A 22,907-nucleotide genomic window follows, 5' to 3' on the forward strand; every position below is an offset into this window, starting at 1 on the left:
TCCGGCCGGCCCCCGGCGACCAACCGGGCGCCGGCGGAACCGTGGCGCGCCGCCCGTCCTGCCGTGGAGTGTCGGGCAGACAACAGAACGGGCGGCGCGGTGCCGGGTCGTCGCACTGTACGAGGGGGAGCCGACGACCCGAGCGGCCTCTTCACGAGGCCCTTAAGTGAAGCGCTCCGGGACACCTTCGCGGCAGGGTGCGTATCGCATTTATGCGCGTACTCGTTTCACACCCCGTGTGAACCTCGCACCCATTAGCCTGATGCGGACGAGCCCTTGGAGGGCCCCATGCAGCCCAATGCCCTGCTCGACGCCCTCCTCGCGGAGGCGGGCATGTCCCACGCCGGACTCGCCGCGCACGTCAACCAGGCGGGTCGCGGCCTCGGACTCGCCCTGCGCTACGAACACACCGCGGTCTCCCGCTGGTTGAAGGGGCAGCGACCGCGCGGCCAGGTGCCCGTGCTGATCTGCGAGGTGCTCGGCGGGCGGCTGCGCAGGCCCGTCACGCTCGACGACGCCGGGCTCGGCGCGACCGGCCGGCCCGCGCCCCACGCGACCCCGCTGAACGGGTTCGTGGACCGGGCCGCCGCCCTGTGGCGCTCCGACGAACAGGGTCGGTCCCCGCTGCGGTCCGACGAGGCGGTCACCGGCACGTCGGCCGTCATGCCGGTCTGGGAGTGGGAGAACCCGCCCGAGGACTGCGACGTCTCCCGCGACGGCCCGTTGCGGATCGGGCCCGAGCACATCGAGGTCCTCAGGGCCGCCCGCGCGCACTACGAGTTGATGTACCGCAGGGCCGGCGGGATGGCCACCCGGGCGCGGATCGTCCGCTTCCTGGGCAACGAGACGGCGCCCATGCTGCGCGGGAGCTACCCCGACGCGCTCGGCCGGCAACTGCACCGGGCCACCGGCTCGTTGGTGGCGGTCGCGGGCATCTGCGCCTACGACTCCGACGCCCACGGAGCGGCCCAGCGGTACTTCCACCAGGCCCTGCGGATGGCGAAGGCCAGCGGCGACCGGGGGTTGGGGGCGTACGTGATCGCGCTGCTCGTCAACCAGTCGCTGTACCTGGGGGACCACCGGCAGGCGGTGGCGTTCGCCGAGGCGGCGCTGCGGGCCGCGGGCCGGCACACGACCCCGGCGCTGGCCGCCGATCTGCACGCGATGCAGGCCAAGGCGTACGCCCGACTCGGCGACGGGGCGGCCGCGTTGGCGTGCATCCGGCAGGCGGAGGCGGACGCCGAGCGCATCCGACCCGGTACCGAGCCGGCGGAGACGGGGTACGTGCAGCCCGGGCTGGTCAACGTACAGGTGGCGGAGGCGCTGCTCGCCCTCGGCGACCTGGAGGCCGCGCACACCCAGGCGGAGGCCGCCGTCGGGACGCCCGCGCACGACCGCGGCCGGGTCCACCGGCTGGCGATCCTGTGCGAGGTGCAGTTGCGGCAGGGGGAGCCGGACCGGGCGGTGCCGGCCGCGGTGGAGATGGCCGAGCGGGCCCAGGGCATGGAGTCGCAACGGCTGCGGGATCGGTTGCGTGCGGTCAGGGAGAGGCTCCTGACCAGCGGTTGTGCCAGCGCGGAGGAGACCGCCCGGCTCATCGACGGGGCGCTGCGCGTTCCCCTGTAAGGGGTCGAACTGCTGCCATGTTGCCACCGACGATTCGGAAGGTGGCACAACCGTGCAGTGGATGAACCTGAGCGAGCAGACCGTGTACAAGAACCGCTGGTTCGATGTGAACCTCGCGGATGTGGAACTCCCCGACGGCCGGCACCTGGACCACTTCGTGATCCGGCTGCGCCCGGTGGCGGTCGCCACGGCCGTCAACGCGGCCAACGAGGTGCTGCTGCTGTGGCGGCACCGTTTCATCACCGACAGCTGGGGTTGGGAACTGCCCGCCGGCGTGGTCGAGGACGGCGAGGACATCGCCGTCGCCGCCGCCCGCGAGATGGAGGAGGAGTCGGGCTGGCGGCCCGGCCCGCTCCACCACCTGATGACCGTGGAGCCCTCCAACGGGCTGACCGACGCCCGCCACCACCTCTACTGGGCGGACGGGGCCAGGTACATCGGCCACCCCGAGGACGACTTCGAGTCCTCGCGTCGCGAGTGGGTCCCGCTCAAGCTGGTGCCGGACATGATCGCGCGCGGCGAGATCCCGGCCGCCAACATGGCGGCCGGGTTGCTGCTCCTGCATCACCTGCGGCTGGGCTAGGCCGTCTCCGGACGATCAGGCGTACGGGTAGAAGCCCGAGCCCGTCTTGCGGCCGAGGCGGCCCGCGTCGACCATGCGCTGGAGCAGCGGGGGAGCGGCGTACAGCGGCTCCTTGAACTCCGCGTACATCGAGTCCGCCACGGAGGCCACCGTGTCCAGGCCGATCAGGTCCGCGAGCTTCAGCGGACCCATGGGGTGGGCGCAGCCCAGCTCCATGCCGTTGTCGATGTCCTCGCGGCTCGCGATGCCGGACTCGAACATCCGGATCGCCGACAGCAGGTACGGGATGAGCAGCGCGTTGACCACGAAGCCGGATCGGTCCTGGGCGCGGATCGCGTGCTTGCCCAGCACGTCCCGCACCAGGGCCTCGGCCCGCTTGATGGTCTCCTCGCCCGTGGTCAGCGCCGGGATCAGCTCGACGAGCTGCTGCACCGGGGCCGGGTTGAAGAAGTGGATGCCGATGACCTGGTCGGGCCGCGAGGTGGCGACGGCCAGCTTGACCAGCGGGATCGAGGAGGTGTTGGAGGCGAGGATCGCGTCCGGACGGGTGATCACCTGGTCGAGGACCTGGAAGATCTCCGTCTTGACCTGCTCGTTCTCGACGACGGCCTCGATGACGAGGTCGCGGTCGGCGAACTCGCCGAGGTCGGTGGTGAAGGTGAGGCGGGCCAGGGTGGCGTCCCGCTCCTCCTCGCTGATCTTGCCGCGTTCGGCGGCCTTCATCAGGGAGTTGTGCAGCCGGGTGCGCCCGATCTCCAGGGCCTCGCCGGTGGTCTCGGCGACCATCACCTCAAGACCGCTGCGGGCGCATACCTCCGCGATGCCCGCGCCCATCTGGCCACAGCCCACCACGCCGACGCGTGCGATGTCGGTCGGGAGGGTAGAGAGGTCCGTCACATCGTGCCTTTCGCTGCTCATCCATCGCGGGTCCCCCGTACTGGTGCAGTGGTAACTGCGTTCCGGCGCCCGCCACGCCCCCCGACGTTACCCCCGACCTTGCCCCGGCCGGCGGGCCGGGGCGGGCATGCTGGGCGCACGCAACGCATTGTCACGGAACGGAACGGAGTCGTCACATGACGTACATCGGGCGGCGGGGACTGCTGGCGGCGGGCGCGGGGCTGCTGGCCTCGGCCACGGGGGCGGGACCCGCCGGAGCGGCGGGCAGGACACGACCGGAGGAGCGAAGGCCGGTGCCGACCGGGGCGCCCGCGTCCGAACTCCGGGGGATGTGGATCGCCTCCGTACAGAACGTCGACTGGCCCTCCGAGACGGGGCTCTCCGCCGCCGCGCAGCGCGCGGAACTCCTCGCGCTCCTCGACACCGCCGTCGAGCGCCGGCTGAACGCGGTGGTCCTCCAGGTCCGGCCCACCGCCGACGCGATGTGGCCCTCCGCCCTGGAGCCCTGGTCCCAGTGGCTGACCGGGACCCAGGGGGTCGACCCCGGCTGGGACCCGCTGGGCACGGCGGTCACCGAGGCCCATGCGCGGGGGCTGGAGCTGCACGCCTGGTTCAACCCGTACCGGGTGGCCAACCACACCGACCCGACCCGGCTCGCCGCCGCGCACCCGGCGCGCCGCAACCCCGGCTGGACGGTCCCGTACGGCGGCAGGCTGTACTACAACCCGGGACTGCCCGAGGTGCGGGCCTTCGTGCAGCGGGCCATGCTCGACGCGGTCGCCCGCTACCCGGTCGACGCCGTGCACTGGGACGACTACTTCTACCCGTACCCCGTGGACGGCGTGGACTTCGACGACGACGAGGCCTTCGAGGAGTACGGCGGCTCCTTCGCCTCCCGGGCCGACTGGCGCCGGCACAACACCGACACCCTGGTGCGGGAGATGTCCGAGCGGCTCCGCACGGTTCGCCCGGGGACGAGGTTCGGCATCAGCCCGTTCGCGGTCTGGCGCAACGAGGAGTCGGACCCGCTCGGCTCCCCGACCCGGGCGGGCATCGGCACGTACGACGACCTGTACGCGGACACCCGCAAGTGGGTCAAGGAGCGCTGGATCGACTACATCGCGCCGCAGGTCTACTGGCAGATCGGCCACCCCACCGCCGACTACGCCTCGCTCGTGCCGTGGTGGGCGCGCACGGTCGAGGGCACGGGCGTGGACCTGTACGTGGGGGAGGCGCTCTACCGCTGCGACGCCGCGAGCCCCACCGCCGCGTGGCGCGACCCGGGGGAGCTGTCGCGCCACGTCCGCTTCGCCCGGGACCACGCGCAGGTCCGCGGCCACTGCTACTTCTCGGCGAAGCAGGTGGTCGCGGACCCCAATGGGGCGATGGCCAGGGTGGTGGCCGATCACTATCCGACGCGCGTGCCGCCGCGTTGAAACGGACGGCGCCGGGCCGTGCGTCGGGTGTGGTGCGGGGTCACTGGGTGGACTCGGACGGGTGCTTGACGACGCAGTCGGGGCCCGGGGACATCACGGCCTCGTGCCCGTCCTGGAAGCGGACCCGGTAGGGAGGGGTTCCGTTCTCTCCCAGGACCTGGGTGATCTCACCCACCTTGTCGTGCTGGCCCACGATCCTGCCGTGCTGCACCAACTGGTCGCCCTCGGTCGCGCGCATAGCCGGCCTCCCTCACAAGGCGGTCTGATCCGGTGCTAGCAGTTTAGGTCGTTCCCGCACTATTTGACCCGCTGTGTCACCGCGATGCAGACGAGAACCGCACCGGCCGCCACCGGTGCGGCCGGGGACATGTGCTCGCCGAGCAGCGCCACCGACCAGACCAGCGTCAGCAGGGGCTGCGCGAGCTGGAGCTGGCTGGCCCGGGCCGCGCCGATCTCGGCCATGCCCCGATACCAGACGTACAGACCCAGGAAGGTCGAGCCGGCCGCCACCCAGACCAGCCCGATCACCCCGTGCGCGGTCAGGTGCACCGGCTCGTACGCCAGGCCGAGCACGGAACCGGCGAGGCTGAGCGGCAGGCACAGCACCAACGCCCAGCCGATCACCTGCCAGCCCGGCAGCAGGCGGGCGAGCCGCCCGCCCTCGGTGTAGCCGGCGGCGCACACGAGCAGCGCCCCGAAGAGGTAGCCGTCGCCGGCCGAGAGGGAGCCGCCGCTCTGACCCAGGGTGAAGCCGAGCACGATCACCGCCCCGGCGACGGCCGCGGCCCAGAACCGCCTCGACGGCCGGGCCCCCGTGCGCAGCGAGGACACCACGGCGGTGGTCAGCGGGAGCAGGCCGACCACGACGGCGGCGTGCGAGGTGGTGGAGGTCTGGAGCGCGAGGGTGGTGAGCAGGGGGAAGCCGACGACGACCCCCGCGGCGACGACAGCGAGCCCCGCCCAGTGCGCGCGGGAGGGCAGCGGCGCCCGGCGGGCCAGCAGGAAGGCGCCCGCGATCATCGCGGCGAGGACGCTGCGCACGGCGACGAGGGACCAGGGGCCGAAGCTCTCCAGGCCCCACGCGGTGGCGGGAAAGGTCAGCGAGAAGGCGACGACCCCGAGGCCGGCGAGAGCGGATCCGCTACCGGCCCTTCCCTGAACTGCTATCGAGGTCGGACGAGTAGCGCTATTCTGTGCTGTCATGTACGAGCGTAGCAGTGCGGCGGAGCTGGCTGAATCCCTCAAGTCGGAACTCAACCGCTACTCGGTGGGTGGAAAGCTGCCGTCGAGTCGGGCCCTGGTGGAGCACTACCGGGTCAGCCCGGTCACCGTGTCGCGCGCCCTCGCCCTGCTCGCGGCCGAGGGGCTGGTCGTCACCCGCCCCGGCGCCGGGGTCTTCCGGGCCCGACCGCGCTCCGCGGAACCGGCGTCCGGGGACACCTCCTGGCAGGAGGTCACCCTCAGCGGGGAGGGCGCCGGCGACGTGGTCCCGCGGTCCGTGGACGCCTCCGGGGTGCTCGTCTCGCTGGCCGCCCCGCCGTCCGGTGTGATCGAGCTCAACAGCGGCTACCTGCACCCCTCGCTCCAGCCCGAGCGGGCCATGGCGGCCGCCCTCGCCCGCGCCGGCCGCCGGCCCGGCGCGTGGAGCAGGCCCCCGGTGGAGGGGCTGCCCGAGCTGCGCGACTGGTTCGCCCGCGAGATCGGCGGCGCGGTGTCGGCGGCCGACGTGCTGGTCACCGCGGGCGGGCAGAGCGCCCTGACCACCGCGCTGCGGGCGCTGGCCCCGCCCGGCGCGCCGATCCTGGTGGAGTCGCCCACCTACCCCGGACTGCTCGCCATCGCCCGCGCCTCCGGCTGCCGCCCCGTGCCGGTCCCCGTCGACGCCGAGGGGGTCCGCCCGGAGTTGCTGGCGGCCGCCTTCGAGGCGACGGGCGCCCGCGTCTTCGTCTGCCAGCCGCTGTTCCAGAACCCGACCGGCGCCGTCCTGGCGGCCGCGCGCCGCACGGAGGTCGTCCGGATCGCCCGCGCGGCCGGGGCCTTCGTGGTCGAGGACGACTACGCGCGGAACCTGGCCCACGAGGACGCCGACCCGCTGCCCGCCACCCTCGCCGCCGACGACGCCGACGGGGTCGTCGTCCACGTCCGGTCGCTGACCAAGGCGACCTCGCCCAGCCTGCGCGTGGGGGCGCTGGCCGCCCGGGGCCCGGTCCTCGACCGGTTGCGCGCCATCCAGGTCGTCGACAGCTTCTTCGTCTCGCGCCCGCTCCAGGAGGCCGCCCTCGAACTGGTCGGCGCGCCCGCCTGGCCCCGACACCTGCGGGCCGTCGCCGCCGAGCTGCGGCACCGCCGGGACGTCCTCGCGGGCGCCCTGCGCCGGGAACTGCCCGCCCTGACCCTCCCCCAACCGCCCTCCGGCGGATACCAGTTGTGGCTCCGGCTCGCGGACGGCGCGGACGAGGCCGCCTTCGTCGCGTCGGCCCTCCGCGCCGGGGTCGCGGTCGCGCCCGGCCGCCCCTACTTCGGCGCGGAACCGCCGGGGCCCCACGTACGGCTCAGCTTCGCCGGCGTCGCCGGCGCGGGGGAGCTGACCGAGGCCGCCCAACGGCTGCGATCCGGCCTCGGCCCCACGCGTGACGCCGCCCCGCAATTCGGTTGAGGGGCGGGCGCGCCGCGCCTAGCCTGCGCCCATGACCGGCATCGAGATCACCACCCTGGCCCGACGTCCCGAACTGGCCGCCCGGCTCTGGGACATGAAGGACCCGTGGCCCCCGTTCGCCGGTCACGACTCGCTGGCCTGGTTGCTGTACCCGCGCATGGTGGCCGAGTTCCCCGACCACGTGCTCGTCGCCACGGACGGCGACGCGGTGATCGCCAGGGCGTTCAGCCTGCCCTTCGCCCTGCACGCGGAAGGTCGCGGCGCCGGCGTGCTGCCCGCCCGCGGCTGGGACCAGGTCCTGCTGTGGGCCTTCTCCGACCTGCGGCGCGGTGCCGCGCCCGACACGGTCAGCGCCATCGAGATCACCGTCGCCGCCGACCGGCAGGGCGAGGGGCTGTCCGGCCGGATGCTCGCGGCCATGCGGGACAACGCCCGCGCCCGCGGCTTCGCCGAGGTCGTGGCTCCCGTACGGCCGAACGGCAAGCACGCCGAGCCGGACACCCCGATGGAGGAGTACGCGTACCGCACCCGTGCGGACGGGCTGCCCCACGACCCGTGGCTGCGGGTCCACGTCCGCGCGGGGGCCGTCATCGACTCCGTGGCCCCGCTGTCCATGACGATCAGCGGGTCCCTGGCCGACTGGCGGGAGTGGACCGGGCTGCCCTTCGACGCGACCGGCCCGGTACGGGTGCCCGGCGCGCTCGCCCCCGTCCGGTGCGAGGCGGAGCACGGGTACGCGGTGTACGTGGAACCGAACGTGTGGGTGCGGCACCCGCTCGGCTGAGCCGAGCGGGTCGAGGCCGCGCCGGGGCCGGCCCCGGCGGGTCGGTCAGAGGATCGGCTCGCCGATCACCACCAGGTTCCCCCGCTGTCGCGGAACCAGGCGGCGCGCTCACCCCGCGCACTGCCGCGCCCCGCGACCGAAACGGACGGGCGACACCTGCGCGGGCCGCGGTGGTGCCGAGTGAGCGGTGCGCTGCCCGGCGATGCGGAGCTTTGCATAAACCTGCGTAGATACGTATAGTCATGCCATCGATGAGGAGGTCCGATGGTGGTACGTGTAGCGGTGGCCGGAGCGAGCGGATACGCGGGCGGTGAAGTCCTGCGCCTGCTGCTCTCGCACCCCGAGGTGGAGATCGGCGCGCTGACCGGCAACTCCAACGCGGGCCAATCCCTCGGCACCCTGCAACCGCACCTCGGACCGCTCGCCGACCGGACCCTTGAGGCGACCACGCCCGAGGTCCTCGCCGGACACGACGTCGTCTTCCTCGCCCTGCCGCACGGCCAGTCCGCCGCCGTCGCCGCGCGGCTCGGCGAGGACGTGCTCGTCGTCGACATGGGCGCCGACCACCGGCTCAAGGACTCCGCCGACTGGGACCGGTTCTACGGCGCTCCGCACGCCGGTACCTGGCCCTACGGACTCCCCGAGCTCCCCGGCGCCCGCGCCGCGTTGGAGCGGGCCAAGCGTATCGCCGTTCCCGGCTGCTTCCCGACCGCCGTCTCGCTCGCGCTGTTCCCGGCCTACGCCGCCGGGCTCGCCGAGCCGGAGGCCGTGATCGTGGCCGCCACCGGCACCTCCGGCGCCGGCAAGGCCCTCAAGCCCCACCTGCTCGGCTCCGAGGTGATGGGCGCGGTCAGCCCGTACGGCGTGGGCGGCGGCCACCGCCACACCCCCGAGATGGTGCAGAACCTGAGCCCCCTCGCCGGCCGGCGGGTCTCGGTGTCCTTCACGCCCACCCTGGTGCCCATGGCCCGGGGCATCCTCGCCACCTGCTCCGCCAAGGCGCTCCCCGGCACCACCGCCGACACGGTCCGCGCCGCGTACGAGAAGGCCTACGCCGACGAGCCCTTCGTACGCCTCCTCCCCGAGGGGCAGTGGCCCGTCACCAAGTCCGTGCACGGCTCCAACGCCGCCCACGTGCAGGTGGCGTACGACGAGTCCGCCGGGCGGATCATCGCGATCAGCGCCATCGACAACCTGACCAAGGGCACCGCCGGCGGCGCGGTGCAGAGCATGAACATCGCCCTCGGTTTCGACGAGGGCCTGGGTCTTTCCACGATCGGAGTCGCACCGTGAGCGTCACGGCAGCACAGGGATTCACGGCGGCGGGCATCGCCGCCGGGATCAAGGCGAACGGCAGCCCCGACCTGGCCCTCGTGGTCAACAACGGGCCGCGTCTGGCCGCCGCGGGCGTCTTCACCTCCAACCGCGTCAAGGCCGCACCCGTGCACTGGTCCGAGCAGGTCCTGCGCGGCGCCGCCGTCAGCGCGGTCGTCCTCAACTCCGGCGGCGCCAACGCCTGTACCGGCCCCAAGGGCTTCCAGGACACCCACGCCACGGCGGAGAAGGTCGCCGAGGCGCTCGGCGGCGAACACAACGCCGGCGAGATCGCCGTCGCCTCCACCGGCCTGATCGGCGTCCTGCTCCCCATGGACAAGCTGCTCGCCGGCGTCGACACCGCGGTCACCGCCCTCTCCGCCGACGGCGGCGAGGACGCGGCCATCGCCATCAAGACGACCGACAGCGTGCACAAGACGGCCACCGCCACCCGGGACGGCTGGACCGTCGGCGGCATGGCCAAGGGCGCGGGCATGCTCGCCCCGGGACTCGCCACCATGCTCGTCGTCCTCACCACCGACGCCGACCTGGACGGGCCCACCCTCGACAAGGCGCTGCGCGCCGCCACCCGCACCACCTTCGACCGGGTCGACTCCGACGGCTGCATGTCCACCAACGACACCGTGCTGCTGCTCGCCTCGGGCGCGTCCGCCCGGGTGCCCGCGTACGAGGACTTCGCCGAGGCCGTACGGACGGTCTGCGACGACCTCGCCCGGCAGCTCATCGGCGACGCCGAGGGCGCGAGCAAGGACATCCGCGTCGAGGTCGTCGGCGCGCTCAGCGAGGACGACGCGGTCGAGGTCGGCCGGTCCATCGCCCGCAACAACCTCCTCAAGTGCGCCCTCCACGGCGAGGACCCCAACTGGGGCCGGGTGCTCTCCGCCATCGGCACCACCCGGGCCGCCTTCGACCCGGACCGGCTGAACGTCGCCATCAACGGCGTCTGGGTGTGCCGCAACGGCTCGGTCGGCGAGGACCGCGACCTGGTCTCGATGAAGGACCGCGAGGTCCGCATCACCGCCGACCTGGCGAACGGCTCCGCGTCCGCGGTGATCTGGACCAACGACCTGACCGCCGAGTACGTCCACGAGAACAGCGCGTACAGCTCATGAGCACCGCGAGGAAGCACACCGCGCTCCCCAAGGCCGAGATCCTCATCGAGGCCCTGCCCTGGCTCACCCGCCACAACGGCAAGATCGTCGTGATCAAGTTCGGCGGCAACGCCATGATCGACGAGAACCTCAAGGCCGCCTTCGCCCAGGACGTGGTCTTCCTGCGCCAGGCCGGCCTGCGCCCCGTCGTCGTGCACGGCGGCGGACCGCAGATCAACGCCCAGCTGGACAAGCAGGGCCTGGTCAGCGAGTTCAAGGCGGGTCTGCGCGTCACCACGCCCGAGGCCATGGACGTCGTACGGATGGTGCTGGCGGGGCAGGTCCAGCGCGAGCTGGTCGGGCTGCTCAACCAGCACGGGCCGCTCGCCGTCGGCATGACCGGCGAGGACGCCCACACCATCACCGCGACCAAGCACAGCCCGCAGATCGGCGGCGAGCTCGTCGACATCGGTCGGGTCGGCGTGATCACCGCCATCGAGACGGGCGCGATCGAGGCACTCCTGGCCGACGGCCGGATCCCGGTCATCTCCTCCATCGCGCGCAGCGCCGACGACCACCACGTCTACAACGTCAACGCCGACACGGCGGCCGCGGCCCTCGCCGCCGCCCTGGGCGCCGAGACGCTGATGGTCCTCACCGACGTCGAGGGCCTGTACGCGGACTGGCCGAACAGCGACGAGGTGATCAGCCGGCTCACCGTCGGCGAGCTGGAGAAACTGCTCCCCGAGCTGTCCAGCGGCATGGTGCCCAAGATGGAGGGCTGCCTGCACGCCGTGCGCAACGGGGTGAACACCGCCCGCGTGATCGACGGACGGGTCCAGCACTCGATCCTGTTGGAGATCTTCACCGACGAGGGAATCGGCACGATGGTCGTGCCCGACGCACAGGGAGGGGAACCCGCATGACCGGAAACCAGGAGACCGGCAACCAGCGCTTCGCCGCCCGCTGGCAGCGCACGCTGACCGACAACTACGGCACCCCGACCGTGGCCCTCGTGCGCGGCGAGGGCGCCCAGGTCTGGGACGCGGACGGCAAGCAGTACACCGACTTCGTGGGCGGCATCGCGGTCAACGCCCTGGGCCACGCGCACCCGGCGATCGTGTCGGCGGTCACCTCCCAGGTCTCCACCCTGGGCCACGTCTCCAACCTGTACGCCTCCGGGCCGGTGTTGGAGCTCGGCGAGCGACTGCTCCAGCTCTTCGACCGGCCGGGGCGGATCTTCTTCTGCAACTCCGGCGCCGAGGCCGTCGAGGGCGCCTTCAAGATCGGCCGGTTGACCGGGCGGACCCACATGGTGGCCACCGACGGCGGCTTCCACGGCCGCACCATGGGCGCCCTCGCGCTCACCGGCCAGCCCGGGAAGCAGCAGCCCTTCCTGCCCCTGCCCGGCGAGGTCACGCACGTCCCCTACGGCGACGTGGAGGCCCTGCGGGCCGCCGTCACGGAAGAGACCGCGCTGGTGATCATCGAGCCGATCCAGGGCGAGAACGGCGTCGTCGTCCCGCCCGCGGGCTACCTGACGGCCGCCCGTGAGATCACCCGGGCCACCGGGACCCTGCTCGTGCTCGACGAGGTGCAGACCGGCATCGGGCGGTGCGGCCAGTGGTTCGAGCATCAGGCCCACGAGGGCGTCGAACCCGACCTCGTCACACTCGCGAAGGGCCTGGGCGGCGGCCTGCCGATCGGCGCCGTCGCCGCCTTCGGACCGGCCGCCGACCTGCTCCGGCCCGGCCAGCACGGCACCACCTTCGGCGGGAACCCGGTCGCCTGCGCCGCCGGACTCGCCGTGATCGACACCATCGCCGCCGACGGCCTGCTCGACCGGGTCAAGGTCCGCGGCGAACGGCTGCGCTCCGGGATCGAGGGCCTGGGCCACGACCTGGTCTCCCACGTCCGCGGCGCCGGCCTCCTGCTGGGTATCGTGCTGACCGAGCCGCTCGCAGCCCTGGTGCAGCAGGCGGCTCAGGACGCCGGCTTCCTGGTGAACGCGCCCGCCCCCGACGTCGTACGGCTGATGCCCCCGTACGTACTGACGGAGGCAGAGGCGGACGCGTTCCTCCGGGCCCTGCCCGGCGTGCTCGACGCAGCCAAGGACGCAGCCAACGGGGACGGACGAACCGGGGAATGAGACGACGATGAGTCAGGCGCAGGAACACGAGCAGAACGGCCAGTCCGTCCCCCAGACCCGCACCGCACGCCACCGCCGGATCGTGGACATCCTCAACCGGCAACCGGTGCGCTCGCAGAGCCAGTTGGCCAAGCTGCTCGCCGACGACGGGCTGAGCGTCACCCAGGCCACGCTCTCGCGGGACCTCGACGAGCTGGGCGCGGTGAAGATCCGCAACACGGGCGGCGAGCTGATCTACGCGGTCCCCAGCGAGGGCGGCTTCCGCACCCCGCAGGCCCCGCTCGGCGAGTCCGCGAAGGAGGAGCGCATGCGGCGCCTCTCCGGGGAACTGCTGATCTCCGCCGAGGCCTCCGCGAACCTCGTGGTCCTGCGCACCCCGCCCGGTGCGGCCCAGTTCCTCGCGTCCGCGATCGACCAGGCCGAACTCCGGGAGATCCTCGGCACCATCGCCGGCGACGACACCCTGATGCTCATCAGCCGTGATCCGGCGGGAGGTCAGGCCCTCGCCGACCACCTGCTGCGGTTGGCGCAGAAGGAGGGCTGAGCCCCGCCCGACTGAGCCCCGGGTGGGCGCCTTGGGGTCGGCGTGCGGTGGCGGCCCCGGGCGACCGCCGGCCGGGCCCTCGCCGTGGCCGTCGCCGGCCTGGACCTGGACCCGTACCACTCGGCCGTCGTCACCGGCGACGCGACGGGGGTGGCCGCCGCCGAGCTGCTCCTCGACCGCCGGCAAGATCCGAAAGAGGCGGCCTAGTACCGCGTCACGGCCAGCGGGCCGTCCTGTGTGCCGACCGCGATGTGCGGGCGCCGCCGGGGGTCCGCCCAGCGCAGGATCGCCCGCATCGACCGCTGCGGCACGGACACGCAGCCCGCCGTCGCGCCCTTGCCGTCGACGTGCAGGAAGATGCCCGCGCCCCGGCCGCGCACCGGCCGGTCGTAGTTGAAGTCCATCACCAGCGCGTACGCGTACTGCTCGCGGTACGTGACCAGGTGCTCGGCCTCGCCCGGCGCGCAGTCGGCGGGCAGCGGCTCCACCCAGCGGTTGTAGCTGCTCGACGCGTTGTCCTGGCACCACCAGGAACGCTCGGTCACCCGCCGGTACCGGCCGCGGTACTCCGTGCCCGGGGGCGGGGCCTCGATGCCGAAGGCGTACGGCAGCCCGTACAGGCCGGTCGGGGTGGTGCTCGTGCCCTGGACCCGGGTGGCGCCCTCGGCCAGGCCGTTCGCCCCGAACCGCGCGGGGGCGCTGCCCGCCTCGTACCAGCGGCCCGCGCGCCGGTCCCACCAGGTCAGCCGGCCCGTCGTGGACCCGGCGGAGGGAGCCACGGCGACGATCAGTTGACTGCCGCCCCCGGTGTCGGCGAGTCGCTCGGGCAGGGGCGTGGGGCCGGGCCACGACAGGCTGGTGACGAACAGTGAACCGGCGAGGAGAACGGTACGCAGCACCCGTCAGACGGTACGGGCAGGGAGGGGCAGAGGCAGTGCAGGCAGGCCGTCGAGACTGGATCCGATGTGGTCCTTCTTCTCGCAGTACTCGGCGAACTCCTCGTCCGTCTTGCGGCCGAAGTACTCCGCGTGCAGGGTGCGCTCGCCCTGGTACTCCATGAGGGGGACGGCATAGCCGCACACGTCCGCGATCCGGCGGGCGTGGACCACGACGATCGCCCGCGCCGAGGGCCCGTCGGCCTCCCCGAACAGGGGGATCAGCTCGGCCCAGCGCGGATCGTCACGGAAGACCGCCTCGCCCTCGCCGTGGATGCGCACGATGTTCGGCGGTCCGGAGAACGCGCACCACATCAGCGTGATGCGGCCGTTCTCCCGGACGTGGGCGACGGTCTCGGCGCCGCTGCCGCCGAAGTCGAGGTAGGCGAGGGTCTGCTCGTCGATGACGACGAGGGTCCCGGCGCGGCCCTTGGGGGAGAGGTTGACATGACCGTCCCCGGCGAGCGGCGCGGTCGCGGTGAAGAAGACCGGCTGCTCCTCGATGAACTTCCGCAGCCGGCCGTCGATCCGTTCGTGGAGTTTTCCCATGACCTGATCATCTCCCGTCGGCGACGGCGACCGCCGCGGGTTTCACCTCGTGAGACCCGGGGTGCCCACCCACGCCGGCGCGGTCTTCCTCGGCCTCGTTGCGCCGATGCCACGGGCGGTCATGCGGCACAGGCCGTCGAATAACCGCAGGCCAGGAGCGGACGAGGGTGGTGGATTGACGAAACATACGGAGCAGTGCATAGTTATGCCTGTCGTTGAATGCATCGTGTCGAACACACCGTGAGGAGGCACCCGTGACCGAGCGCGTCGTACTCGCCTACTCGGGCGGCCTGGACACCTCCGTCGCCATCGGTTGGATCGCCGAGGAGACGGGCGCCGAGGTCGTCGCCGTCGCCGTGGACGTCGGCCAGGGCGGCGAGGACCTGGACGTCATCCGCAAGCGCGCCCTCGCCTGCGGTGCCGTCGAGGCCGAGGTCGTGGACGCCAAGGACGAGTTCGCGAACGAGTACTGCCTTCCGGCGATCAAGGCGAACGCCCTCTACATGGACCGCTATCCGCTGGTGTCGGCGCTGTCCCGGCCGGTCATCGTCAAGCACCTGGTGGCGGCCGCCCGCAAGCACGGCGCCTCGACCGTCGCCCACGGCTGCACCGGCAAGGGCAACGACCAGGTCCGCTTCGAGGCCGGCATCGCCGCCCTCGGCCCCGACCTGAAGTGCGTCGCCCCGGTCCGCGACTACGCGATGACCCGGGACAAGGCGATCGCCTTCTGCGAGCAGGAGAACCTCCCGATCGCGACGACCAGGAAGTCCCCGTACTCCATCGACCAGAACGTCTTCGGGCGCGCGGTCGAGACGGGGTTCCTGGAGGACATCTGGAACGCGCCGATCGAGGACATCTACGAGTACACCGCGAACCCGGCCCTCCCGCGCGAGGCCGACGAGGTCGTCATCTCCTTCAAGGAGGGCGTCCCGGTCGCCCTCGACGGCAGGCCCGTCAGCGTGCTCCAGGCCATCCGGCAGCTCAACGAGCGCGCCGGCGCCCAGGGCGTCGGCCGGATCGACATCGTCGAGGACCGCCTCGTGGGCATCAAGTCCCGTGAGGTGTACGAGGCTCCGGGCGCGATCGCGCTGATCACGGCCCACCAGGAGCTGGAGAACGTCACCGTCGAACGTGAACTGGCCCGCCACAAGCGGCAGGTCGAGCAGCGCTGGGGCGAGCTGGTCTACGACGGCCTGTGGTTCTCCCCGCTCAAGCGCGCCCTGGACGGCTTCCTCGACGAGGCCAACCGGTACGTGAGCGGCGACATCCGGATGACCCTGCACGGCGGCCGCGCCGTCGTCACGGGGCGCAGGTCGGACGTGTCGCTCTACGACTTCAACCTGGCCACCTACGACTCGGGCGACACCTTCGACCAGTCCAAGGCCCAGGGGTTCATCGAGATCTTCGGCCTGTCGTCGAAGATCGCCGCACGCCGCGACCTCGCCTGAGTCCAGTCGTTGGGTCGTTGCGCAGTGCGAGTTCGGCCTCCCCGACACCTCCGCGGCGGGGAGTCCGCGCACATCCGAGCATGCAGTCCTGAGGAGCAGTAGCTGTGAGCAGCAACAACGGTGGTGACGTCCGGCTCTGGGGCGGCCGGTTCGCCGACGGCCCCGCCGAGGCCCTCGCGAAACTGTCCGCGTCGGTCCACTTCGACTGGCGTCTCGCGCCGTACGACATCGCCGGTTCCCGGGCCCACGCCCGCGTCCTGCACAAGGCGGGTCTGCTGACGGCCGAGGAACTGGACCGGATGACCGACGGCCTGGACCGGCTGGAGGCCGACGTGGCCGACGGCTCCTTCGTCGGCACCATCGCCGACGAGGACGTCCACACCGCCCTGGAGCGGGGTCTCCTGGAGCGGCTCGGCGCCGACCTCGGCGGCAAGCTGCGCGCCGGCCGGTCCCGCAACGACCAGGTGGCCACCCTCTTCCGGATGTACCTGCGCGACCACGCCCGGATCGTCGGCGGCCTGATCGCGGACCTCCAGGACGCCCTGGTCGGCCTCGCCGAGACGCACGCCGACGTGGCCATGCCGGGCCGGACCCACCTCCAGCACGCGCAGCCGGTGCTGTTCGCCCACCACGTGCTGGCCCACGTGCAGTCCCTGTCCCGGGACGCCGAGCGGCTGCGCCAGTGGGACACCCGGACCGCGGTCTCCCCGTACGGCTCGGGCGCCCTCGCGGGCTCCTCGCTGGGCCTGGACCCGGAGGCGGTCGCCGCCGACCTGGGCTTCGAGCGCGGCTCGGTCGGCAACTCGATCGACGGCACCGCCTCCCGGGACTTCGTCGCCGAGTTCGCCTTCATCACCGCGATGATCGGGATCAACCTGTCCCGGATCGCGGAGGAGATCATCATCTGGAACACGAAGGAGTTCTCCTTCGTGACCCTGCACGACGCCTTCTCCACCGGCTCGTCGATCATGCCGCAGAAGAAGAACCCGGACATCGCGGAGCTGGCGCGCGGCAAGTCGGGTCGGCTCATCGGCAACCTGACCGGCCTGCTCGCCACCCTGAAGGCCCTCCCGCTCGCCTACAACCGGGACCTCCAGGAGGACAAGGAGCCCGTCTTCGACTCCTGCGACACCCTCGAAGTCCTGCTCCCCGCCTTCACCGGCATGATGGCCACCCTCACGATCAACAGGGAGCGGATGGAGGAGCTGGCTCCGGCGGGCTTCTCCCTCGCCACCGACATCGCGGAGTGGCTGGTCAAGCAGGGTGTGCCGTTCCGGGTGGCGCACGAGGTCGCCGGCGAGTGCGTCAAGGAGTGCGAGGCGCTCGACATCGAGCTGGACGAGCTCACCGACGAGCAGTTCGCGAAGATCTCGGAGCACCTCACGCCCGAGGTCCGCACCGTCCTGAACGTCGCCGGGGCCCTGGCCTCCCGCAACGGCCGCGGCGGCACCGCCCCCTCGGCGGTGGCCACCCAGCTCACCGAGCTCAAGGCCGACCTGGTCATCCAGCACGCCTGGGCGACCCACAAGCAGTAGCCGCACCAGCGGTGGCCGCACGACAGCGGCAGCCGCACACGGAACCGGTGGCCGCACGACCCGAAGGGGGCGGCCGGAGCATCCGCTCCGGCCGCCCCCTTCGGCGTGCGCGTGCCGCGCCGCCCGTCCGCCGCTGGCCCCGGCGTCCTACGCCGCCCAGTGCGCCAGCGCGTCGAAGTCGGCCCGGGTCAGCCCGATCCGCTCGTCGATCCGCATCAGCAGGGTGCGCGCCGGATGGCGCTGGTCGACGTACTCCCGGTCCATCGCGGTGATGTCGTCGTCGATCCACGCGAAGGGCCGCTCCGCGGCGTACTCCAGCACGTACTGCGTCTTCCAGAAGGTGCCGCGCGGCGCCCGGCCGTGCATCTGCGGCCAGTCGATGTACGGGAGCCGGGGCAGCCCCAGGCGGGGGCCTATCCAGTCGTTGGCCTCGTCCTTCCACGTCGTCGCCCAGACCAGTTCGTAGGACTCCGCCAGGGCGAGCAGTTCCGCTCCGTGGTCGGGGTTCAGCCAGACCCGCAGGGGCTTCGGGCTCTCGGCCTCGGTCCAGCCCGTGGGGCGCATGCGGTGGGTGCCGTAGCCCCGGGGGCGGCTCTGCGGCTTGGCCGCGTAGGGGTTCAGCGGGCCGTCGACGTCGATCAACAGCAGGGGTCGGTTGCTCGGGTTCATCTCGGCAGGATTCCTTTCGCCGCCCGCCGGGGCAGCTGCTTTTCCGGCTCGATGAGACAAAGATGTCTCATTCGGGTTATGGTTGTCTCATGGCCATGGATCGTGACCAGGTGCTCCGCGATGCGGCGGCCCTGCTCTCCCGCAAATCGACCGCGACGATGGACGAGGTCGCCCGCGCTGCCGGAATCGGCCGCGCGACCCTCCACCGGCACTTCGCCGGGCGCGACGTCCTCGTACGGGCCCTGGAGGATCTGGGGATCCGCGAGTTCGAGGTGGCGTTCGACAACGCCCGCCTCGGCGAGGACACGGCCGTCGACGCGCTCAAGCGACTCGTCGCCGAGGTCGAGCCCAACGCCCAACTGCTGGCCTTCCTCGTCACCGAGAACCAACTGTTCGAGGGCGACGAGGTCAACGAGGGCTGGGCCCGGCTCGACGCCCGCGTGAGCGCCCTCTTCCGGCGCGGCCAGGAAGAGGGGGACATCAGGATCGACCTGAGCCCCGCGTGGCTCACCGAGGCCCTCTACGGGCTGGTCGGCACCTGCGCCTGGGCCGTCATGGACGGCCGGGTCGCGGCCAAGGACTTTCAGCACATGATCATCGAGCTGCTGCTCGGTGGCGCACGACGGAGCGTGGAGAAATGAGTCGTACCGAAGAGCTGAGCAGGCGGACGGGGACGGAGGGACAGAGCCGAGGACGCTGGCCGGCGCTCTCCGTGCTCGTCCTGGCCGTGCTGCTGGTCGCGGTCGACGCCACCGTACTCGGCCTCGCCACCCCCGCCCTCAGCGAGGACCTCAAGCCGTCCGGCACCCAACTGCTGTGGATCGGCGACATCTACTCCTTCGTCATCGCCGGCCTGCTCGTCTCCATGGGCTCCCTCGGCGACCGCATCGGCCGCAAGAAGCTGCTGCTCATCGGCGCCACGGCCTTCGGCGCCGTCTCCGTGCTCAACGCGTACGCGAGCAGCCCCGAGATGATGATCGTGGCCCGCGCGCTGCTCGGCGTCGCCGGCGCCACCCTGATGCCGTCCACCCTCGCGCTGATCCGCAACATCTTCCACGACCCCAAGGAGCGCAGCCTCGCCATCGGCATCTGGGGCGCCACCGCCTCGGCCGGCGCGGCCGTCGGCCCCGTCGTCGGCGGAGCGCTGCTCCAGCACTTCTGGTGGGGCTCGGTCTTCCTCATCAACCTCCCCGTGATGATCGTCCTGGTCATCGTCGGCAGCAAGCTGCTGCCCGAGTCCAAGAACCCGGTCGCCGGGCCTTGGGACCTGATCAGCGTCGGCCTCTCCCTCGTCGGCATCATCGCCGTCGTCTACGCCGTCAAGGAAACCGCCACCCACGGACCCTCGTGGGAGGCCGCGGGCATCGCCGTCCTCGGCATCGGGACGCTCTACGCCTTCGTGCGCCGCCAGTTCACGCTGACCGCGCCGCTGCTCGACATGCGGCTGTTCAAGCACCGCGGCTTCTCCGGCGCGGTCCTCGCCGACCTGCTCACCGTCTTCGGACTGTCCGGCCTGGTGTTCTTCCTGTCCCAGTTCCTCCAGCTCGTCCAGGGGCGCGAACCGCTGGAGGCGGGTCTGGCGGAGCTGCCCGCCGCGATCGGCGCCGTGGCCACGGGTCTGCTCGCGGGCCGGTACGCCCGCAAGTACTCGGTACGGGTACTGGTCAGCGGTGGCCTCGCCGCCATCGGCGCGGCCCTGGCCGTCCTGACCGTGATCCACAAGGAGACCGGCTACCCGCTGCTCGGCGCGGCCCTGCTCGTCGTCGGCCTCGGCGCGGGCTTCTCCTTCACGGTCACCGCCGACGTCATCCTGTCCAGCGTCCCCAAGGAGCAGGCCGGTTCCGCCTCGGCCGTCTCCGAGACCGCGTACGAACTCGGCGCCGCCCTCGGCATCGCCCTGCTCGGCTCCATCGTCACCGGCGTCTACCAGAGCTTCAACGCCCCGGCGTCCGTCTCCGGCCCGGTCGCCGACGCGGCACACGAATCGCTCGGCGGCGCCGTCGAAGCGGCCAAGTCGCTGGACCCGGAGACCGCCCGGACGATGGTCGACGCGGCGCAGGTCGCCTTCGTGGACGGACTGCGACTCGCCTCCGGCGTCGGCGCGGCCGTCCTGCTGGCCACCGCCGTGGCCGCCTGGTTCCTGCTCAAGGGGCAGAAGCTCCAGGACGGGATCGAGCACTGATCGCGACGTCCTGACCCGCCCAAGGAGCGGTGTCCCGCGCACGGTTGACAGTCCGTCGACGCGCGGGACACCATCCCGGCGATGGAGATCGACGAGTTGACGCCGGCCGAGCGCCGCGTATGGGACGCCTTCCCGCGCGGCGAAGGCGTCGACTTCAGGCCGTCGCCCGACGAGGACTCCTCGGACGGCGGCTCCTGGGGGCCCGAGCGGACCCTGCGCGCCGAGGTGATCACCGCCCTGGTGCTGAGCGGGGTCCCGGCCGCCGGCCAGGTGCCGGGACTCAACGTCAGGGGCGCCCGGATCACCGGCAAGCTGGACCTCAAGTACGCGGTCGTACCGTACGGGATCCGCCTGCGGGGCTGCTGGTTCGAACGCAAGCCCCTCGTCCACGGGGCCCAACTGCGCGCCCTCGTCCTGTCCGACTCGACGCTGCCCGGCCTGACCGGCGCCACCGTGAGCGTCGACGTCGCGCTGCGCCTGTCCTGCTGCCGGATCACCGGGCCCGTCCGCCTCCAGGGCGCCCGCATATCCGGCGGCCTCTTCATCCGGCGGGCGGTCCTCGGCAACCCGGACGCGCCCGACGGACAGGACCCGGACGAGGAACCGCTGCTCCAGATCAACCACGCCCAGATCGCCACCGACGTCATCGCCATGGACCTCACCGTCCACGGCCAGACCCGCGTCAACGGCGCCGTCGTCGGCGGCCAGGTCAACCTCGACGGCGCCCGCCTGTTCGCCCCCGGCGGCACCGCCCTGCACGCCGAGAACCTGACCGTCGGAACCGACCTGCGGGCCATGCGCATGGAGGCCCGGGGCCGCGTCAACCTCACCGGAGCCCGCATCCCGGGCCAGCTCAACTTCGCCCACGCCCGGTTCGTCAACCCCGGCGGCGTCGCCCTGCGCGATCGGGGAGGTCTGGCTGCGGTCCTGCCCGAGGCTCCAGGGCGACGTCAACCTGCGCCGCTCCACCTTCGACCTGCTCCACATCGAGCCCGACACCTGGCCGGAGCGGATCCGCGTCGACGGCCTGACCTACCGCACCCTCGCCCCGCACCTGCCGGCCGGGCAACGGCTGCCCGCCCTGGAGCGCGAGCAGTCCGGGTACCTTCCGTACGCCTACGAGCAGCTCTCCGCGGCCTACCGCACGGTCGGCGACGAACTCGCGGCCCGGACCGTCCAACTCGCCAAGCTCCGCCGACACCGGCGCACCCAGCCGCGGCACGCCCGCCTCTGGGGGCTGCTCCAGGACGTCACCGTCGGCTACGGATACCGGCCGATGCGGGCGGCGGGCTGGCTGCTGGCCCTGCTGCTCACGGGCTGGATCGCATACGGGCTGGAGCCGCCGCCGGCGCTCAAGGCGGACGAGGCCCCGCAGTTCAACGCGGTGTTCTACACGATCGACCTGATGCTGCCGATCATCGGATTCGGGCAGGAGGGCGCCTTCGCACCACGAGGCTGGTACCAGTGGCTGTCGTACGTGCTCATCGTGACCGGCTGGATCCTCGCCACGACCACCGCGGCGGGCGTCAGCCGGTCCCTGCGCCGCCAGTAGCGGCGGCGCGGCGGACGATCAGGCGGCCTTCGCCTTGGTGGCGTACATGTCCACGTACTCCTGGCCGGACAGGCGCATGACCTCGGCCATCACCGAGTCGGTGACGGCGCGCAGCACGTAGCGGTCGCGGTCCATGCCCTCGTACCGGGAGAACTCCATCGGCTCACCGAAGCGCAGGGTGACCCGCCCCGGGCGGGGCATGCCCTTGCCGCCGGGCTGGAGCTTGTCCGTGCCGATCATCGCGAACGGGACCACGGGCGCGCCCGTCATCAGGGTCAGACGGGCGATGCCGGTGCGGCCGCGGTAGAGCCGGCCGTCGGGGGAACGGGTGCCCTCGGGGTAGATGCCGAAGATCTTGCCCTCTTCGAGGATCCGGCGACCGGTCATCAGGGCCGCGACCCCGCCGTTGGCACCGTCGCGGTCCACCGGGATCATGCCGGAGCCGGTGAAGAACCAGGCCATCACGCGACCCTTGAGGCCCTTGCCCGTCACGTACTCGTCCTTGCCGATGAAGTGCACCGTCCGGTCGCACACCAGGGGCAGGATCATCGAGTCGATGAAGGTGAGGTGGTTGCCCGCCAGGATCACCGCCCCGGTGCCCGGAATGTTCTCGATGCCCTCCACCTTGGTGCGGAACATCAGCCGCATGACGGGTCCGACGGTGGCCTTGATGAGCGCGGTACGGAACAACGTGAGCCCTCCGGCATCGAAACGCGGGTTGCGCACCACACAGTGGTAGTGCAGGTGAGGACGATACTCGCGGGTCATCACTGATCGCACATCGGGTTCACGTGTCGGATACGCAGTGTTGACGCGCGTTCGCGCCAAGTTCGGCCGGTCGGCCCCTCCGGGCCATGGACCGCTGCCTACCATCGGCACGCCGATTCGGGCCGTCTGACACCGGGCCAACAGAGGTCCCGGGACCACCGGCCCTTG

The 22,907-nt window shown here is 72.2% G+C and carries 22 protein-coding genes and 1 pseudogene; 16 read left to right on the forward strand and 7 right to left on the reverse strand.

Annotated features, from left to right (window positions below; translation table 11 throughout):
- Positions 1–288: 288 nt before the first annotated feature.
- Both OG906_RS27075 and OG906_RS27080 read left to right on the forward strand, forming a co-directional pair.
- Positions 289–1,626: a transcriptional regulator gene (locus OG906_RS27075; protein ID WP_267799967.1), complete on the forward strand. Its 1,338-nt coding sequence runs from the start codon at positions 289–291 to the stop codon at positions 1,624–1,626.
- 61 nt (positions 1,627–1,687) lie between these two features.
- Positions 1,688–2,209: an NUDIX hydrolase gene (locus OG906_RS27080; RefSeq protein ID WP_443067469.1), complete on the forward strand. Its 522-nt coding sequence runs from the start codon at positions 1,688–1,690 to the stop codon at positions 2,207–2,209.
- Positions 2,210–2,224: 15 nt separating this feature from the next.
- On the opposite strand, the gene OG906_RS27085 is transcribed toward OG906_RS27080, so the two are convergent.
- Positions 2,225–3,127: a 3-hydroxybutyryl-CoA dehydrogenase gene (locus OG906_RS27085; RefSeq protein WP_266972306.1), complete on the reverse strand. Its 903-nt coding sequence runs from the start codon at positions 3,125–3,127 to the stop codon at positions 2,225–2,227.
- A 155-nt stretch (positions 3,128–3,282) separates the two neighbouring features.
- Here OG906_RS27085 and OG906_RS27090 point away from each other — a divergent pair, with 155 nt between their 5' ends.
- On the forward strand, positions 3,283–4,542 hold the full coding sequence (locus tag OG906_RS27090; protein ID WP_329446489.1) for a glycoside hydrolase family 10 protein: 1,260 nt from the start codon (positions 3,283–3,285) through the stop codon (positions 4,540–4,542).
- Between the two features lie 40 nt (positions 4,543–4,582).
- Here the strand turns inward: OG906_RS27090 and OG906_RS27095 are convergent, their stop codons facing one another.
- Both OG906_RS27095 and OG906_RS27100 read right to left on the reverse strand, forming a co-directional pair.
- Complete coding sequence (locus tag OG906_RS27095; RefSeq protein ID WP_329446491.1) at positions 4,583–4,780, reverse strand: DUF1918 domain-containing protein; 198 nt, start codon at positions 4,778–4,780, stop codon at positions 4,583–4,585.
- 59 nt (positions 4,781–4,839) lie between these two features.
- A complete protein-coding gene (locus tag OG906_RS27100) occupies positions 4,840–5,745 on the reverse strand; it encodes a DMT family transporter (RefSeq protein ID WP_329446493.1) in 906 nt (301 codons plus the stop codon).
- Here OG906_RS27100 and OG906_RS27105 point away from each other — a divergent pair.
- The 8 genes from OG906_RS27105 to OG906_RS27140 all read left to right on the forward strand — a co-directional run bounded on the left by OG906_RS27105 (position 5,744) and on the right by OG906_RS27140 (position 13,308).
- A complete protein-coding gene (locus OG906_RS27105) occupies positions 5,744–7,198 on the forward strand; it encodes an aminotransferase-like domain-containing protein (RefSeq protein ID WP_329446496.1) in 1,455 nt (484 codons plus the stop codon). The genes OG906_RS27100 and OG906_RS27105 overlap by 2 nt on opposite strands.
- A gap of 31 nt (positions 7,199–7,229) precedes the next feature.
- A complete protein-coding gene (locus tag OG906_RS27110) occupies positions 7,230–7,982 on the forward strand; it encodes an N-acetyltransferase (RefSeq protein ID WP_329446498.1) in 753 nt (250 codons plus the stop codon).
- 264 nt (positions 7,983–8,246) lie between these two features.
- On the forward strand, positions 8,247–9,275 hold the full coding sequence (gene argC / locus OG906_RS27115; RefSeq protein ID WP_329446500.1) for an N-acetyl-gamma-glutamyl-phosphate reductase: 1,029 nt from the start codon (positions 8,247–8,249) through the stop codon (positions 9,273–9,275).
- Entirely contained in the window at positions 9,272–10,429 is a 1,158-nt protein-coding gene (argJ, locus tag OG906_RS27120) for a bifunctional glutamate N-acetyltransferase/amino-acid acetyltransferase ArgJ (RefSeq protein WP_329446502.1), read from the forward strand. Before argC ends, argJ begins: the two co-directional genes overlap by 4 nt.
- Positions 10,426–11,334 carry an acetylglutamate kinase gene (gene argB / locus OG906_RS27125; RefSeq protein WP_267797522.1) on the forward strand — a complete coding sequence of 303 codons (909 nt, stop codon included), beginning with the start codon at positions 10,426–10,428 and terminating at the stop codon, positions 11,332–11,334. The genes argJ and argB overlap by 4 nt, the downstream gene beginning before the upstream one ends.
- On the forward strand, positions 11,331–12,557 hold the full coding sequence (locus OG906_RS27130) for an acetylornithine transaminase (RefSeq protein WP_329446504.1): 1,227 nt from the start codon (positions 11,331–11,333) through the stop codon (positions 12,555–12,557). Before argB ends, OG906_RS27130 begins: the two co-directional genes overlap by 4 nt.
- 7 nt (positions 12,558–12,564) lie before the next feature.
- Positions 12,565–13,101 (forward strand): arginine repressor, encoded by a 537-nt coding sequence (locus tag OG906_RS27135; RefSeq protein WP_053681932.1) that lies wholly within the window; start codon positions 12,565–12,567, stop codon positions 13,099–13,101.
- 42 nt (positions 13,102–13,143) lie between these two features.
- Complete coding sequence (locus tag OG906_RS27140) at positions 13,144–13,308, forward strand: hypothetical protein (RefSeq protein WP_329446507.1); 165 nt, start codon at positions 13,144–13,146, stop codon at positions 13,306–13,308.
- On the opposite strand, the gene OG906_RS27145 is transcribed toward OG906_RS27140, so the two are convergent.
- Positions 13,305–14,000: a L,D-transpeptidase family protein gene (locus OG906_RS27145; RefSeq protein WP_392894020.1), complete on the reverse strand. Its 696-nt coding sequence runs from the start codon at positions 13,998–14,000 to the stop codon at positions 13,305–13,307. The genes OG906_RS27140 and OG906_RS27145 overlap by 4 nt on opposite strands.
- Positions 14,001–14,003: 3 nt before the next feature.
- Positions 14,004–14,585: a pyridoxamine 5'-phosphate oxidase family protein gene (locus OG906_RS27150; RefSeq protein WP_267827277.1), complete on the reverse strand. Its 582-nt coding sequence runs from the start codon at positions 14,583–14,585 to the stop codon at positions 14,004–14,006.
- A 254-nt stretch (positions 14,586–14,839) separates the two neighbouring features.
- Here OG906_RS27150 and OG906_RS27155 point away from each other — a divergent pair, with 254 nt between their 5' ends.
- Together OG906_RS27155 and argH are read left to right on the forward strand one after the other, a co-directional pair.
- Positions 14,840–16,033: an argininosuccinate synthase gene (locus OG906_RS27155; RefSeq protein ID WP_329446509.1), complete on the forward strand. Its 1,194-nt coding sequence runs from the start codon at positions 14,840–14,842 to the stop codon at positions 16,031–16,033.
- Positions 16,034–16,137: 104 nt separating this feature from the next.
- Positions 16,138–17,568, forward strand: coding sequence for an argininosuccinate lyase (gene argH / locus OG906_RS27160; RefSeq protein ID WP_267827275.1), 1,431 nt, complete (start codon positions 16,138–16,140; stop codon positions 17,566–17,568).
- Positions 17,569–17,715: 147 nt separating this feature from the next.
- On the opposite strand, the gene OG906_RS27165 is transcribed toward argH, so the two are convergent.
- Entirely contained in the window at positions 17,716–18,237 is a 522-nt protein-coding gene (locus tag OG906_RS27165; RefSeq protein WP_329446511.1) for an HAD domain-containing protein, read from the reverse strand.
- Between the two features lie 89 nt (positions 18,238–18,326).
- On the opposite strand from OG906_RS27165, the gene OG906_RS27170 reads away from it, so the two are divergent.
- The 3 genes and pseudogenes from OG906_RS27170 to OG906_RS27180 all read left to right on the forward strand — a co-directional run bounded on the left by OG906_RS27170 (position 18,327) and on the right by OG906_RS27180 (position 21,971).
- Complete coding sequence (locus tag OG906_RS27170) at positions 18,327–18,878, forward strand: TetR/AcrR family transcriptional regulator (RefSeq protein ID WP_267827273.1); 552 nt, start codon at positions 18,327–18,329, stop codon at positions 18,876–18,878.
- Positions 18,875–20,419: an MFS transporter gene (locus OG906_RS27175; RefSeq protein ID WP_329446513.1), complete on the forward strand. Its 1,545-nt coding sequence runs from the start codon at positions 18,875–18,877 to the stop codon at positions 20,417–20,419. The genes OG906_RS27170 and OG906_RS27175 overlap by 4 nt, the downstream gene beginning before the upstream one ends.
- Before the next feature lie 81 nt (positions 20,420–20,500).
- Positions 20,501–21,971 (forward strand): annotated as a pseudogene (locus OG906_RS27180) (membrane-associated oxidoreductase).
- Positions 21,972–21,989: 18 nt separating this feature from the next.
- Here OG906_RS27180 and OG906_RS27185 read toward each other — a convergent pair.
- Complete coding sequence (locus OG906_RS27185; protein ID WP_329446515.1) at positions 21,990–22,739, reverse strand: lysophospholipid acyltransferase family protein; 750 nt, start codon at positions 22,737–22,739, stop codon at positions 21,990–21,992.
- Positions 22,740–22,907: the final 168 nt, after the last annotated feature.

This window comes from Streptomyces sp. NBC_01426 (assembly GCF_036231985.1).
Taxonomy (GTDB): Bacteria; Actinomycetota; Actinomycetes; order Streptomycetales; family Streptomycetaceae; genus Streptomyces.